Consider the following 15506-nt stretch of genomic DNA (forward strand, 5'->3'; position numbering starts at 1 on the left):
AATATGAATTTCAGATTTTCAATGATATTTTTGATGCTTTTTGCATTGGGATTTTCGCAGGATCTTAAAGTAATGAGTTTCAATATCAGGCTTCAGATAGAATCGGATAAGGAAAATGCTTGGACAGAGAGAAAACAAGATGTAGTAGATTTATTGAATTATTATCACCCCGATTATTTCGGAGTTCAGGAAGCGCTTCCCGAGCAGATGAAAGACATCAAAAGTGGATTAAAAAACTACGATTATGTAGGCGTTGGAAGAGATGATGGAAAAGAAAAAGGAGAATTTTCCGCTATATTCTATGATACAAACAGGCTTCAAGTCTTAAATTCAGGAACATTTTGGCTTTCCGAAACGCCTGAAAAACCATCAAAAGGTTGGGATGCCGCTTACAACAGAGTTTGTACGTATGCTGTTTTTAAAGATAAAAAATCAAAGAAAGAATTTTTAGCCATGAATCTTCACTTCGATCATATCGGAAATGTGGCAAGAGTGAAATCTGCAGATTTAATTTTAAAGAAAATCAAGGAAATCAATCCTAAAAACCTGCCTGTGACATTGAGTGGAGATTTTAATTTAACAGATGATACAGAGCCGATTAAAATTCTTTCTCAAAATATGAAAGACAGTTTTTCTCATTCAGAAGCCAAACATTATGGTCCGGTGGGAACTTTTACAGCTTTCAATGTTAATGAAGTTTCGAAAGACAGAATCGACTATATTTTTGTAAATGGCTTTAAAATAAAATCTCACAGACACATCAATGACAGAAGAGAAAATTTATTGTATCCTTCCGATCATTTTCCGGTCTTGGTAGATTTGCAGTTTTAATGAAAAATTTAAATTAGACCTATATAATAAGCTTTATTCAATTGAATGAAGTTTATTTTTTTCTGATTTCTAGGTCACTCATTGTTATCGGGCTTCCTTGGCAATCTAATAGGTTTTGAATGAATTGCTTTTTTAAAATCGATCATCATTTTATTTTTTTAATCAATCAATTAGAACACTATTATGTAAGTTGTAAAATACTCTTTTACTGTTTGAAGATAATAAATATAAAGTTTCTTTTTCTAATGAAATTTATTAATATTATTCTAATGTCGTGCTTGTATTTTAAATTGGAAAAATGGTTAAATTAAAGAAACTGAAAAAGTTTTTAATGCAAAGCTCAACTAGATATTACCATTTTTGTTACTTTTATGTTAAATTGAATACTTATTGTAAAATAATTGAAATGAGAGGGATAATTTTAGCGTTTGCTTTTGCAATTTCTTGTCAGATTTCTGCGCAGGAATTATATATGCCGAGAAATATTAAGAAGGCTTATGAAAATGGAACAAGAGATATTTCAGGGGCTCCCGGAAAAAATTACTGGCAAAACAAATGTATTTACACGGTTGATGTAAAGGTTGATGCTAGTACAAAAGTAGTATCAGGGAAAGAAACAATTGTTTACACCAACAACAGCCCAAATGATCTGGATGAGTTAGCAATAAGATTCGTTAATAATTTACATAAACCTCAATCGCCGAGATCGGGTTCTGTTTCCAAAGACTTTTTGTCGTCTGGTTTACATATTAAGTCATTTATCGTAAATGGTGAAAAATATGATATAAACAGTGATGATTGGGGAACGGTTGAAAAAGTAAAATTAAATTCAGTTTTAAAATCAAAATCAAAATCTGAGGTTAAAATTGAGTGGGAATATCCGCTATCCGTACAAAGTGGAAGAGAAGGGCAAATTGATCCAGAAACTTTCTATGTTGCCTATTCTTTCCCAAGAATTTCTGTATATGACGATTACAACGGTTGGGATATGCTTCCGCACTCCGACAGACAGGAGTTTTATAATGATTTTAATGATTATAATTTCGCAATTACGGCTCCGAAAAATTATGTAGTTTGGTCTACGGGAGATTTCTTAAATCCTGATGTGGTTCTTCAACCCGAATATTTAAAAAGATATAAAGCTTCCTTAAAAAGCGACAAAGTAATGCACATCGCTACTGAACAGGAAATGAAATCGGGAAAAGTAACAAAACCCAATAAATGGAATGTCTGGAAATTTAAAGCTACTCATATCACAGATTTTTGTTTTGCATTGAGCAATCATTACGTTTGGGATGCTGCGAGTGTTCAGCTTAAAACAAAAAGAGCAAGCGTTCAGGCAGGTTATAAGGCAGGAGCAAAAGATTTTGAACATTATGTGGAATGGATGCGTTACAACCTGGATTGGTTCTCGAAAAACTGGCCGGGAGTTGAATATCCGTATAATGTAATGACGGCAATTCAGGGATATGCAGACATGGAATATCCAATGATGATCAATGATTCAACGGTTCCGGATAATTTTCAGGATGCGAGACTAACGGCAGATCACGAGATTGCTCACACCTATTTCCCTTTCTATATGGGAATCAACGAAACGCGTTATGCTTTCATGGATGAAGGCTGGGCAACAACACTGGAGTATTTGATTGGAATTGATGAAAACGGAGAAGCTGCAGCCAAAGACTTTTATAAAAATTTCAGAGTAAAAAAGTGGATCAATGATCCTTCTGCAGAACAGGATCAGCCAATCATTTCGATGAGCACACAGGTTAGCGGAGCTGGTTATGGAAACAATTCTTATGTAAAAGCATCTCTGTCTTATTTAGCGTTGAAAGATTATCTTGGTGATGAAGTTTTCAAAAAAGCATTACACCACTATATGGCTAACTGGAATGGAAAACACCCAATTCCGTGGGATTATTTTTATTCGATGAACGCCGGTTCTGGAAAAAACTTGAATTGGTTCTGGAATAATTGGTTTTATACCAATAATTATATTGATTTAAAAATCGCCAACGTTTCTCAGTTGAATGATCTTCTAACCGTGAATATTGATAATGTAGGCGGTTTTGCTATTCCTTTTGAAGCGATATTAACCTATGAAGACGGAACTGTGGAAAAACTTCATTTCTCACCTTCACTTTGGGAGAAAGATCAAAAACAGGCTGTTTTAACGATTCCTATTAAAAAGAAAGTGAAATCTGTGAATTTAGATGGTGGTCTTTTTATGGATTATACGCCGGCAGATAATTCTAAAAATTTATAAATAAAAGCCTTCATATTTTGTGAAGGCTTTTATTTGTTTAAAAAATATTTAATATACTCTTAATCCAGCTCTTGCTCCTGCTGAAGCAATAACAGACTGAATTCTTGTTTTCTGCCCTCCGGAAAACATAAACATAGCAGCATCATCCACGTAATCCATGTAATTCATAAACATTACAGATCTCTGAACGCCGCCGCATGTATTATACAAAGGGTAAGTCGGTTTGCCATAATTTGCTGTTGTTTGAGTAGGAGTATCACCTACCATGTCATTTCCACAATTAGTATCTCCCCAAATGTGTCTCAGATTTAGATAATGTCCTACTTCATGTGTTGCAGTTCTTCCTAAGTTATAAGGAACTGTAGAAGTGTTACCGAAATATTTGGAGGCAATTACAACACCGTCATTCCAAAGTCCTGCCGATTCTGGGAAGGTTGCGTACCCTAGTATACTTCCCATTTCTCCCACTACCCAAATGTTGAAATAATGAGTAGGATCTGTACCATCCAATCCTTTGGATGAAGTTTTTTTCATAGCATCATTAGTTCTCCAGCTTCTTACCGTTGTAGATTTTCTGTTTACCTGTACCAGACGGAATTTTATGCCTGTATTTCCTGCGGCTACAGAAGCAAATTCTGCTGGGATTTTATTAATATCACTATTCGTAGCTGTAAAATCAGCGTTGAGCGTATTAATCTGAGACTGAATTTGGGTATCTGAAATATTCTCAGCGGCTGTTCTGTAAAGAACATTTACAATCACAGGGATTTCCACTGTGCCATCGGGAAGAACTTTTCCTAATTTTACATCATTCATAAACTTTTCGGTTTGGGCTTCCAAAGCTTCATATTTCTGTCTAAGCTGAGCATTGTTTTTTAAAGCTTCCTTACGAACCTCTTCTGAGGCACAATCTCTTTTAGCAATAAAATCGCCTGATGTTTCGGATGTTGATTGGTCTTCACTTTGATTTGATAGCGTGTCGCTGTTACAAGCTGACATAAATCCTAATGCAAGGATTCCAAATAATAGTTTTTTCATAAGCTATTTCTTTATAAATTTAGTTTAATGAAATTATATTATTTTTAATTAATATGCAAATTTTTTATCTATAATGTTGCTTTTTATGTTAGTTTATGTTTTAATATCTTGTTATTTGTTGTTATATTTAAATTAAATTCATGTTTTGATTTAAAATTTTCATTAAAAAATAACAATTTATGATTTAGAAAAATTCAATGTAATGAGCATTTATTTTATTGATAATTGTTTGATAAGTGTTTATTGTTGGGATTTTAAAACAATCTAAATTTGAATTCTATGGATATAATCATCTTCTATGATTCTGCAAAACCATTTCTGATAGCAAAAACAGCAAGACCAACACGTGTTTTTAAATCCAATTTATCACACAATTGATCTCTGTAACTTTCAACCGTTCTTGGGCTACAGCACATTTTATCGGCGATTTCCTTGTAACTCAGTTCTGTTATGGTGTATTTTAAAAATTCTTTTTCGCGGTCTGAGATTCTTACGCCATCTGTTTTATCATTATTCATGTTGGAGAAAATGATCTTTGAAGCCCATTCCGGATAGAAAAAACCTTCGGAATTTAATTTAATAAGGGCATTTTCAAGTTCTTTTGGGTGAGTGTTTTTCAGTAAATATCCTTTCGCCCCATTTTTGATCATTTTGATGACGCTTTTATCGTCACCCTGCATGCTCAGCGCCATTACTTTGATGTTCGGATGATTTTCTTTCAACCAAAGTACCGTTTCAAAACCATCCATGATCGGCATGCTGATGTCTAAAAGGATGATATCCGGAATTTTGCTGTTGTTTTCAAATTTCTGGATCAGATCTTTACCATTTTCAGCAACATAAATTACTTCAAAATCTTTAAAATTATCAATAATTCCTTCTAAAGCTTTTGCGATAAGTACGTGGTCATCAACAATAACTATAGTTTTTTTCATGGCTGTTTTTTTAAAATAATATTGAGTGTAGTTCCCATGTTTTTATGGCTTTCAAGGCTGAAATCTGCCCCGATGATCTCGGCTCTGTTTTTCATGTTGGTTAAGCCGATTCCGTTTGAAGTGATCCTTGATCTGTCAAATCCCACTCCGTCATCTTTGATTTTTAATTCCCAAAAAGATTCGTCAGAAGTATTAAGATCGATAAAAATATTTTTACAACGCGAATGTTTTATACTGTTCTGAATGAATTCCTGAGTAATTCTTAAAAGCATATTTTTCTGAACAAAGTCTAAATCAAGGTTTTCGAAATTATGTTTAAAATTTACTTTACATTTTTTAAAGGAATTGGTATTGTCTACTTCTTCCTGAATTAAAGTTACGATTTCCTTTTGACTTATATTGTCATCTGTTAAGGTTTTAGATAAGCTTCTTAAATCCTGCAAAGATTGGTTGATGATCTGTGAAACCTGTTCTATTCTTTCGCTCACCTCGGGAACTTTATTTTCGTATAAAAGTTGCTGTGTGTAAAGACTTACAAGGGTTAATTTTTGTCCGATATTATCATGAAGCTCACGCCCGATCTGCTGCATCGTAGCCTGCTGAATTTCCAGTTGTGTTGCCAGAAGTTCTTTCTGGTGGATTTCGTTTTTTATTTCAATTTCAATTAAATATTCTTTTTTACGCTGCTTGTATTTTCTGATATATACAATGATAGCAGCAACAAACAACACAAAAAATATGTTGAATAAAATTAATGTTATTAAGAGCTCTGTTTTCCCCATATGAATGAAATTGAGAATAATAAGTACATTACAATTCCTGAAATCAAAAAGTAAGCGAAGTAGATATCGTAAATCTCTCTGTAGGTTTTAATAAAAGCAAAAAACGTCCAGAAGGGTAGAGTTCCGATATAAAACAGCGTCACGCCCAGATTAATATAAAACATCGGGTTTTTATTGAAATTCAGGATGTTTGAGGAATTAACCTGCTGATAATATTCCATGACTACAAGGATCATTAAGATCAGGCAGCCTAAAGTATAGTTTAATGAAAACATGACTTTATCTGTTGAAAAAAGAAGTTCACTGGGGATAAATGATAATAAATAAATCAAGGATAAAGTGATGAAGAGTTTGGGTTTTCCAAAAGATTTTGATGCGTACAGCCAATAGAAAAATATAAACTGAACGGGAATTACAAAATAATTGTAAAACGCAGCTTTATCGTAATCCATTAATTTACCTCCCCATTTTCCTACGGCTTCACACAGGAAAATGAAGATCAGATAAAACACAAAGTATTTCCAATATTGGTTTTTTATACGGTTGTAATACAGAACGGATATTAATGCAGCGATACCCTCACTCCAGAACATAGATTCGTATATCAATTTTTGGAAATCAGTCATTGTGTTTATGCTTAAAATATTGTTACGTTAATATTAATTAAAATTTTTTAGTATTCTTCAACTTTTTTATCATCCGGCGGTATAAGGTTTCCGTGATTTTGAGACAAAACAGCTGTTAAGGCTTTATTCATCGCCATTACTTCTCCTTGTTTACCGTCATTATCACTGTTTTGATTATAAGTGGAAGCATCCAAAGGATTGAAATCATAGCTTAAAATTTCTCCTTCAGCATTCCCCATTTTCAGTGTAGGAACCATTACCAAAGTATGTTTTCCTGCATAGTTTGTCCCGATCGGAGTATTTTCCATCATATCCCAGTTGTTCGCTTGTGGATAGGCTGCATAATAAAATCTAATACCTAGATCATTTTCTGTGATTCCTGAATCTACTTTTTGCGTTTCATTTTCAATGTCTGAAATGAATTTTTTCAAGGTTGCTAGATCGAAACGGATAGAATGAGCATCTTCCATTCCGAATTTAGTATTGATTGCAGTTAATTGATTACTACGATAGTTATTAATTAATTTTTGAACAAATTCTGAAGGCATAGTGTTTGGAGCATCGGTTAGCTCGATAGTGTCTCCGCTAAAGATTGGTTTTGTTTTCATAATGTTAGCTTTTATAGTATAATGTTAGTTAGTAATGCAAATTTCGTAAATTTTTTATGTTAAATCGTACGTTTTTTTCCTATTAATTCTCCGTGATTTTACGGATTGTTCTGTTTAATTAAAATAATAAGGAATTTTGATGCATTTGACTAAAAAAATAAGTGCCGCAGATTGGGTCTGCGGCACTTATTACAAAAATAATATATATGAAAAAAACTACTTATTTTTCAGCAGGTCTGAACACCAAACCTGTTTCTTCGAAATAATCTAACGTGATTCTATCGCCTTCATTCACCGTTCCTGCAAGAATCTCTCTGGATAATTTATTTAAAACTTCCTGTTGTATTACTCTTTTCAATGGTCTTGCACCAAATGCCGGATCATAACCTTTATTCATTAAATAATCTACAGCATCCTGAGTGGCAGTCATAATGATATTTCGTTTTGCCAACAGATCATTGTATCCTCTCAATTGATACTGAACGATTTTTCCAATTTCTTTTTTTCTTAAAGGTTGGAACAATACCGTTTCATCAATTCTGTTTAGGAATTCCGGACGTAAAGTTTGTTTTAATAAATCAAAAACTTCAATTTTAGTTTTCTCAACAATTTCGTCTTGATTTTCTTCGGTAATATTTTCAAAATTCTCCTGAATGATGTGCGAGCCTAAATTCGAAGTCATAATGATAATCGAATTTTTAAAATTCACGACTCTACCTTTATTATCCGTCAATCTTCCGTCATCTAAAACTTGCAACAAAGTGTTGAAAACATCAGGATGCGCTTTTTCAATTTCATCTAAAAGCACGACTGAATAAGGTCTTCTTCTCACCGCTTCCGTCAATTGACCACCTTCATCATATCCAACATATCCCGGAGGTGCACCAACAAGCCTAGACACGCTGTGTCTTTCCTGATATTCACTCATATCAATTCTCGTCATATTGTTTTCATCGTCGAATAAAAACTCGGCCAATGCTTTTGCGAGCTCAGTTTTACCAACTCCGGTAGTTCCTAAGAATAAGAATGATCCGATTGGTTTTTTCTCGTCGCTCAATCCTGCTCTGTTTCTTCTGATCGCATCTGCAACAGCACCAATTGCTTCCTCCTGACCAACAACTCTGTGATGAAGTTCAGTTTCAAGATGTAATAATTTTTCTCTTTCAGATTGAAGCAACTTGGTAACAGGAATTCCTGTCCATTTTCCGATAACTTCAGAGATGTTGTCTGCTGTGACTTCTTCTTTAATTAATTCATTTTGATGGTTTTGCATCTCCAATTCTAGTTTTTGCAAAGCATCTTCTTTTTCTTTTATTTTTCCATACTGAATTTCAGCAACTTTTGCGTAATCTCCTGCTCTTGAAGCTCTTTCTGCTTCCAATTTCAGAGATTCTATATCTTTTTTGATGGATGTTAAATCCTCAGATTTTTGTTTTTCTTTAAGCCATTTAGCATTAATTTCATTTCTTTCCTCAGAAATTTTCGAAATATCTTCTTTTAAATGGTCAATTTTTGTCTGATTGCCTTCTCTTGAAATGGCAGCCAATTCAATTTCCATCTGCATCAGTTTTCTGTCTAAAACATCCAGTTGTTCAGGTTTTGAATTGATTTCCATTCTCAACTTAGCCGAAGCTTCGTCAATCAAGTCAATCGCTTTGTCCGGTAAAAATCGGTCCGAAATATATCGTTGAGACATCTCCACCGCAGCAATAATCGCTTCGTCTTTGATTCTTACTTTGTGGTGAGCTTCATATTTATCTTTAATTCCACGAAGAATAGAGATTGCAGATTCAGTATCAGGTTCTTCCACCATCACTTTCTGGAAACGTCTTTCAAGTGCTTTATCTTTTTCGAAATACTTTTGATATTCATTTAAAGTTGTTGCACCGATTGCTCTTAATTCTCCTCTTGCCAAAGCTGGTTTTAAGATGTTAGCAGCATCCATCGCGCCTTCACCACCTCCAGCTCCCACTAAAGTGTGGATTTCATCGATGAAAAGAATGATTTGTCCGTCGGATTTTGTAACTTCATTAATAACCGATTTCAAACGCTCTTCAAATTCACCTTTATATTTCGCACCGGCGATCAAAGCTCCCATATCCAATGAATACAAGGTTTTATCTTGTAGGTTTTCAGGAATGTCTCCTGAAATAATTCTGTGTGCAATTCCTTCAGCTATAGCAGTTTTTCCAACTCCCGGTTCACCAATTAAGATCGGATTGTTCTTTGTTCTTCTTGAAAGAATCTGCAAAACTCTCCTGATTTCTTCATCACGACCGATAACCGGGTCTAATTTCCCTTCTGCAGCGAGTTCGTTGAAGTTTTTAGCATATTTTTTTAAGGATTGATACGTTTCTTCTGAGCTTGCAGATGTCGCGGTACTACCTTTTCGTAATTCTTTAATTCCGCCTTCCAAAAGACTTTTGGTCACGCCCATATCTTTCAACATCTTCGAAACTTCAGAATTGGTTTCTAAAAGAGAAAGCCACAAATGCTCGATCGTTACAAATTCATCACCCATTTTTTTAGCGATGTTGGGAGCATCAAGCAAAACTTTATTTGCAGATTGTGAAAGATAAATATTTCCTCCCTGTACTTTTGGAAGCTTTTCTAAATTTTCACGGTTTCGCTCTCTTACCAAATTAGCATCTGCTTCAGATTTTTTTAATAAGAAAGGCGATATATTTTCATCTATCTGGAAAATACCTTCCAATAAATGTTGAGGTTCTATGCTTTGATTGCCAAATTCCATAGCAACTTGCTGTGCTGCTTGGATGGCTTCCTGTGATTTTACTGTATATTGATTTAAGTTCATATTTTTATATTTTTTGTAATGGTTACGTTCGTATTAATTTTTCTAAAAACATCAAGAAACTAAATTCTAAGGCTCAGTTTCTTAATGCTATCAATTATTTATCATTTAATTCTATTAGCTTATCGCAAAAAGTGTTCTATTATTAAATTTTTAAACATTTAAGACAGAATTTCCGAATTATGCATTTTTAAATTAAAACAAAACGACAAAATTTCCGATTCATAATATTTTGGAATAAAATGATGGAAAAATCGTCATAACATGAAAAATTTAAGAAAGATTTTGAAGTTAGTTGAAAAGTATAAAACATTAAAAGGGCCGTAAAAAGTGCAGAAAAAATTAGAGATTTCATTAGTCAGAAATCTTTTCAGACTTAAGAATATTGAATATTATTAAATATTTACATTCCTTACGTTAAATCATGATATGAAATCAGCATATTAAAATCAAAATAATTACTTTTGCGTTTACCAGATGGAGTTAAAAGAAAAACAAAGGAAAATATTAGACGTTGCTGTAGAACTTTTCAAAGAGAAAGGGTATATGGGCAGCTCTGTGAGGGACTTAGCGACGAAGCTTAATATTAAAGCGGCTTCTTTGTATGCACACATCCGTTCGAAGGAAGAAATTCTTGAGTGGATCTGCTTCGGAATTGCCAATGATTTCTTTACCGAGCTTCAAACCGTAAAAAACACGGACATCAATCCAAAAGATAAATTGAATTTATTCATCGATAAACATTTATCAATAGTTCTCAGAAACCGTGATGTCACGCACATTTATTCTAATGAATGGAAACATTTGGAGGAAAGACTTCCCGAATTTGTAGAATTAAGAAAAAAATATCAACAGGAAGTTGAAGAATTGATTTCTGAAATTTACCAAGCTGAAAACTGGGAACTGAAATCGCCAACTTTTACGACAAGATTCATTCTTCATACTTTAAACAATTCCTATTTCTGGTTCAAAAGAAACATTGAGTCAACCACTGAAATTACTGATGAGATAAGGGATAAGATTCTTTTTGGTCTTTTGGGAAATCAAAAGTAAGCATTATTTTAATCTTCTTTTTATAACATCATCTTTTGTCATTCCGTAGGAATCTCGACACATGTTGTTTAAGATATTTAGATTCCACGCTCCACTGCGTTCCGCTCTGAATGGCAAACTTTGTGGATATATTTTAAACAGCATTTTTGAAGGAAGAATCTAAACTTAGTATTAGAGGTTCTTCACTACGCTGCGCTCCTTTAAGAATGACAATTCGAAGTAAAAATTTCTCTAAATCTCAACCTAAAAATTATTTAGAATCATTCAAAATATGACGAAAGTCATAAAAATTTTGTCACCTCCCAAATTCTTTTTAAATTTACACCTAACAAATGTTAGTTAGTCATGAATGTGGATTTTTCAGTTGAATACTTACAGCTCGACCAATTGAGACAGCTCCAGTCGGAAAGATTGGTGGATTTGGTGGGTTACCTTGAGGAGAAGTCGGATTTTTATAAAGGAAAATTTGATGAATTAGGAATATCTCCACAGGAAATAAGGACAATTGAAGATATTACGAAACTTCCGATTACTTACAAACAAGACTTAAGAGACAATTATCCGTTCGGATTATTTACCGTTCCGAAAAATGAATTACAGAGAATTCACTGTTCAAGCGGAACAACGGGAAAACCAACGGTGGTAGGATATACAAAAGAAGACGTTGATTTATTCAGCGAAGTGGTAGCAAGATCTTTGAATGCAGCCGGAGCAAAACCGGGAATGCAATTACACAACGCTTATGGATACGGAATTTTCACAGGCGGACTTGGACTTCATTACGGAGCGGAAAAATTAGGAATGAGTGTTCTTCCGATTTCGGGAGGAATGACTTCAAGACAGGTTGATCTGATTATGGATTTTAAACCGGAAGTGATCTGTTGCTCTCCTTCTTATGCTTTAACAATCGCTGATGAATTTGCTAAAAGAGGAATCTCGGCAGACGAAATCAGTTTAAAATACGCCGTTTTGGGTTCAGAGCCTTGGACGGAATTGATAAGACATCATATTGAAGAAAGATTAGGCGTTCACGCTACCAATATTTATGGGTTGAGTGAAATTATCGGACCCGGAGTTTCGATGGAAGATTTTGAGGAGAAAGGTGGCTCTTACATTTGGGAAGATCATTTTTATCCTGAAATTTTAGATCCGATTACAAAACAGTCGGTTCCTTTCGGGGAAGAAGGTGTTTTGGTAATAACAACGTTAACGAAAAAAGCAATGCCGCTTTTACGGTATTGGACGAATGACATCACGAGTCTTTATTATGAGGAAAACTCAAAAAGAACAATGGTTAAAATGAAACCAATTCTTGGAAGAGCCGATGATATGTTGATTGTAAGAGGTGTAAATGTATATCCAAGTCAGGTTGAAGAAGCATTTTCTCATGTGGAAGGCGTGGTTCCGAATTATTATTTAACACCGATTGAGAAGGAACAAATGTGTGTAGCATTGGATATCGATCTGGAAATTGATGATGAATTTGTGAAAGACCAACAAATTGAAATTAATACCGATGATTATGCTATTTTTGTCGGAAACTTTGGAAAAAGTATAGAAAACGAAATAAAAAAACGAGTAGGAATCACCACGAAAGTGAAAATTCATGCTCAGGACAGTTTGCCTAAGTGCGAAGGTGGAAAAATTAATAGAATACTTAAAACAAAATGAATTCATTTTATAAATTAAAAACGGTAAGGGTTCAGAAAGATACCAACGACGCAGTCAATGTTGCCGTTGAAATTCCTGAGGAACTGAAGGATAAATTCAGATTCAAGCAGGGGCAGTATCTTAACTTCCGAATGATGATCGACGGAAACGAAGAGCGTCGTTCTTATTCTATCTGCAATGCTCCGAGTGAAAAAAGCAACACGCTGGAAGTATTGGTTAAGCTTTTAGAAAATGGAAAAGTTTCCGGTTATTTTAACGAGCATCTTCACATGGATGAAGTTCTTGAAGTGATGCCTCCGATGGGCGGTTTTAATACGTCTTATCACCCGACAAATGTAAAAACTTACGTTGGTTTGGCTGCAGGAAGCGGAATTTCTCCGGTTTTATCAAATATTAAAGAAAGTCTTTACCAAGAGCCTAATTCTAATGCTTATCTGTTCTACAGCAACAGAAGTATGAATCATGTGATGAAAAAGACTGAAATTGATAAATTAGTTGAAACTTTTAACGGAAGACTGAAAGTTGTTTATTTAGTAAGCCGTGAGCAACATGAAGATCCGATTTTTGAAGGAAGAATTTCTCCCGAAAAATTAAATCAGCTGTTTGAAAGATATACAGATATTGATGTTAAAGAATCTACTTTCTTTATTTGTGGCCCTTCAGAAATGATTAAAGGGATTGCTGACTATTTAAAGAAAGAGAAAAAAGTACCTGCCATTCAGGTTTTATTTGAATATTTTACTGCTCCTGACGAAGAAAATTCTGAGGAAATGAGCGATGAATTCAAGGCAATTGCCAATTTAGAAAGTATGGTAACGGTCATTATCGATGATGACGAATATTCGTTTCACCTTAATTCTAAAAAAGAGAGTATCTTAGATAAAGCATTGAAAGACAATCTTCCTGTACCATTTGCTTGTAAAGGAGGAGTTTGTTGTACGTGTAAAGCGCAGGTTTTGGAAGGAGAAGTTTTCATGGAGAAAAATTTCGCGCTTACCGAAGATGAAGTAGCCAGAGGTTACGTTCTGACGTGTCAATGTCACCCGACAACGAATGTGGTGATGCTTAATTATGATGTATAATTAGTGTAACAAAGTAATAGTTTAACAATGTAACAATTATTGCTAGACTGTTAGATTGATTCATTGTTAAATTGGAAAAATTATGGATTTAGAAAAATTTGTACAATACGTACACGACGAAAATAAAGTAGAACCAAAAGATGTAATGCCCGATGATTACAGAAAATTATTGGTTCGTCAGATTTCACAGCACGCACATTCTGAGATTGTTGGGATGTTGCCGGAAGCGAACTGGATTTCCAGAGCACCTTCTTTGAGAAGAAAAATGGCTCTTTTAGCTAAAGTTCAGGATGAAGCAGGCCACGGTTTATATCTTTATTCTGCAACAGAAACTTTAGGAAACGGAACGATCAGAGCTGACAGAGACGCGACTTACGAAGATATGTTGGACGGAAAAGCGAAATACTCAAGTATTTTCAACTATCCGACGTTGAGTTGGGCAGATATCGGCGCAATCGGTTGGTTGGTTGATGGTGCTGCAATTATGAATCAGGTAATGTTGATGGGGAATTCTTATGGTCCTTATTCAAGAGCCATGGTGAAAATCTGTAAAGAAGAATCTTTCCACCAAAGACAAGGGTATGAGATTTTAATGGCACTTTGCCGTGGTACAAAACAACAGAAAGAAATGGCTCAGGCTTCGTTAAATCGTTTCTGGTGGCCGGCTTTAATGATGTTTGGTCCAAATGACGACAGTTCGCCAAACTCTAAAATTTCTATGAATTACAGAGTAAAAAGAGAAAGTAATGACAGTCTTCGTCAGAGATTTATTGACGTTACGGTTTCTCAAGCTGAATTTTTAGGATTAACCATGCCTGATAAAGACCTGAAATGGAATGAAGAAAGACAACATTACGATTTCGGAGAACTTCCTTGGGATGAATTCATGGAAATCTTAAAAGGAAACGGACCTTGTAACAAGAAAAGATTACAGACAAAAGTGAAAGCGCAGCAGGAAAACCTTTGGGTAAAAGAAGCGGCGATAGCTTTTGCAGAGAAACAACAAAAAGAAGTAATATAAACTTGTGAAAGCTATATTTCAAACATTTCTATTTGCAGTTTTATGCAGTTCTTGTTTTCTACCAAGTGGATCTCAATCAAATCCAGAAGTTTGGGAAGATAACAAAGAAGATTTACAAAAGATAATAAATAGAGTTCTTTTAAATCCTAACAAATTTGAAGAGGGAGAAAATTTAATTCCGGAAGATTTAGATTTTTCTTATGATAAAACTTTTAATATTCGGGGAAATTTAAAAGATAAAAATAATTTGAAAATAACTTTTTATACTGATAGAGGACTAGTAGATCATTATTCAGCAATAATTTATACAACTCAAAAAGGTTTAGTAAAACAACTTGATGAAAATGTAAAAAATGGTGGAAATGATTTTAAGCTCCAAAATAATTGGTATGCTATAAATGATTAAAATTTAAAATTAAAATTTGACTATGGCAAATTTAGATATGTGGGAAGTGTTTATTCAGACTAAACCGGGATTATCTCACAAACACGTTGGAATAGTACAGGCGCCAACAGCAGAAATGGCTTTGCAGAACGCAAGAGACGTTTATACAAGAAGAAAAGAAGGAACTTCTGTTTGGGTGGTTCCAAGTAAATATATTGTGACTTCAGAAGGAATTGATAAAGAAGCATTCTTTGATCCGGCTGATGATAAATTGTACCGTCACCCGACGTTCTACGATATTCCTAACGATGTAAAAAATATGTAATAAAGAAGTTAGAAGTTAGATTCTAGAATTTAGTCTAATTTCTAACCTCTAATTTCTAAATTCTATAA

The 15506-nt window shown here is 34.2% G+C and carries 14 protein-coding genes; 8 read left to right on the plus strand and 6 right to left on the minus strand.

Going from position 1 to position 15506, the window contains the following annotated elements:
- The first annotated feature begins 3 nt into the window (after nt 1-3).
- Entirely contained in the window at nt 4-831 is an 828-nt protein-coding gene (locus tag EG348_RS09480; RefSeq protein ID WP_164463271.1) for an endonuclease/exonuclease/phosphatase family protein, read from the plus strand.
- 406 nt (nt 832-1237) lie between these two features.
- Complete coding sequence (locus EG348_RS09485; RefSeq protein WP_123982763.1) at nt 1238-3100, plus strand: M1 family metallopeptidase; 1863 nt, start codon at nt 1238-1240, stop codon at nt 3098-3100.
- Between the two features lie 48 nt (nt 3101-3148).
- On the opposite strand, the gene EG348_RS09490 is transcribed toward EG348_RS09485, so the two are convergent.
- From EG348_RS09490 to clpB, 6 genes are all read right to left on the minus strand, one after another.
- Complete coding sequence (locus EG348_RS09490) at nt 3149-4138, minus strand: zinc metalloprotease (RefSeq protein WP_123982765.1); 990 nt, start codon at nt 4136-4138, stop codon at nt 3149-3151.
- A gap of 296 nt (nt 4139-4434) precedes the next feature.
- Nucleotides 4435-5073 carry a response regulator transcription factor gene (locus EG348_RS09495; RefSeq protein ID WP_123982767.1) on the minus strand — a complete coding sequence of 213 codons (639 nt, stop codon included), beginning with the start codon at nt 5071-5073 and terminating at the stop codon, nt 4435-4437.
- Nucleotides 5070-5855 (minus strand): sensor histidine kinase, encoded by a 786-nt coding sequence (locus EG348_RS09500; protein WP_123982769.1) that lies wholly within the window; start codon nt 5853-5855, stop codon nt 5070-5072. Before EG348_RS09500 ends, EG348_RS09495 begins: the two co-directional genes overlap by 4 nt.
- Complete coding sequence (locus EG348_RS09505; protein ID WP_123982771.1) at nt 5834-6481, minus strand: hypothetical protein; 648 nt, start codon at nt 6479-6481, stop codon at nt 5834-5836. The genes EG348_RS09500 and EG348_RS09505 overlap by 22 nt, the downstream gene beginning before the upstream one ends.
- 47 nt (nt 6482-6528) lie before the next feature.
- Nucleotides 6529-7089 (minus strand): hypothetical protein, encoded by a 561-nt coding sequence (locus EG348_RS09510; protein ID WP_123982773.1) that lies wholly within the window; start codon nt 7087-7089, stop codon nt 6529-6531.
- 220 nt (nt 7090-7309) lie between these two features.
- Nucleotides 7310-9904 (minus strand): ATP-dependent chaperone ClpB, encoded by a 2595-nt coding sequence (clpB, locus tag EG348_RS09515; protein ID WP_123982775.1) that lies wholly within the window; start codon nt 9902-9904, stop codon nt 7310-7312.
- Nucleotides 9905-10378: 474 nt separating this feature from the next.
- Here clpB and EG348_RS09520 point away from each other — a divergent pair, with 474 nt between their 5' ends.
- The 6 genes from EG348_RS09520 (at nt 10379) to paaB (ending at nt 15438) form a co-directional block, all read left to right on the plus strand.
- Nucleotides 10379-10954 (plus strand): TetR/AcrR family transcriptional regulator, encoded by a 576-nt coding sequence (locus EG348_RS09520; protein ID WP_123982777.1) that lies wholly within the window; start codon nt 10379-10381, stop codon nt 10952-10954.
- Between the two features lie 351 nt (nt 10955-11305).
- Nucleotides 11306-12625, plus strand: coding sequence for a phenylacetate--CoA ligase family protein (locus EG348_RS09525; RefSeq protein WP_123985047.1), 1320 nt, complete (start codon nt 11306-11308; stop codon nt 12623-12625).
- Nucleotides 12622-13707, plus strand: a complete 1086-nt coding sequence (locus EG348_RS09530; RefSeq protein WP_123982779.1) for a 2Fe-2S iron-sulfur cluster-binding protein — start codon at nt 12622-12624, stop codon at nt 13705-13707. The genes EG348_RS09525 and EG348_RS09530 overlap by 4 nt, the downstream gene beginning before the upstream one ends.
- 82 nt (nt 13708-13789) lie before the next feature.
- Nucleotides 13790-14728 carry a 1,2-phenylacetyl-CoA epoxidase subunit PaaA gene (gene paaA, locus EG348_RS09535; RefSeq protein WP_123982781.1) on the plus strand — a complete coding sequence of 313 codons (939 nt, stop codon included), beginning with the start codon at nt 13790-13792 and terminating at the stop codon, nt 14726-14728.
- 4 nt (nt 14729-14732) lie between these two features.
- Nucleotides 14733-15134 (plus strand): hypothetical protein, encoded by a 402-nt coding sequence (locus tag EG348_RS09540; RefSeq protein ID WP_123982783.1) that lies wholly within the window; start codon nt 14733-14735, stop codon nt 15132-15134.
- Between the two features lie 22 nt (nt 15135-15156).
- Nucleotides 15157-15438, plus strand: coding sequence for a 1,2-phenylacetyl-CoA epoxidase subunit PaaB (gene paaB / locus EG348_RS09545; protein WP_034679196.1), 282 nt, complete (start codon nt 15157-15159; stop codon nt 15436-15438).
- The last annotated feature ends 68 nt before the right edge of the window (nt 15439-15506 follow it).

The organism is Chryseobacterium sp. G0201, assembly GCF_003815655.1.
Taxonomy (GTDB): Bacteria; Bacteroidota; Bacteroidia; order Flavobacteriales; family Weeksellaceae; genus Chryseobacterium.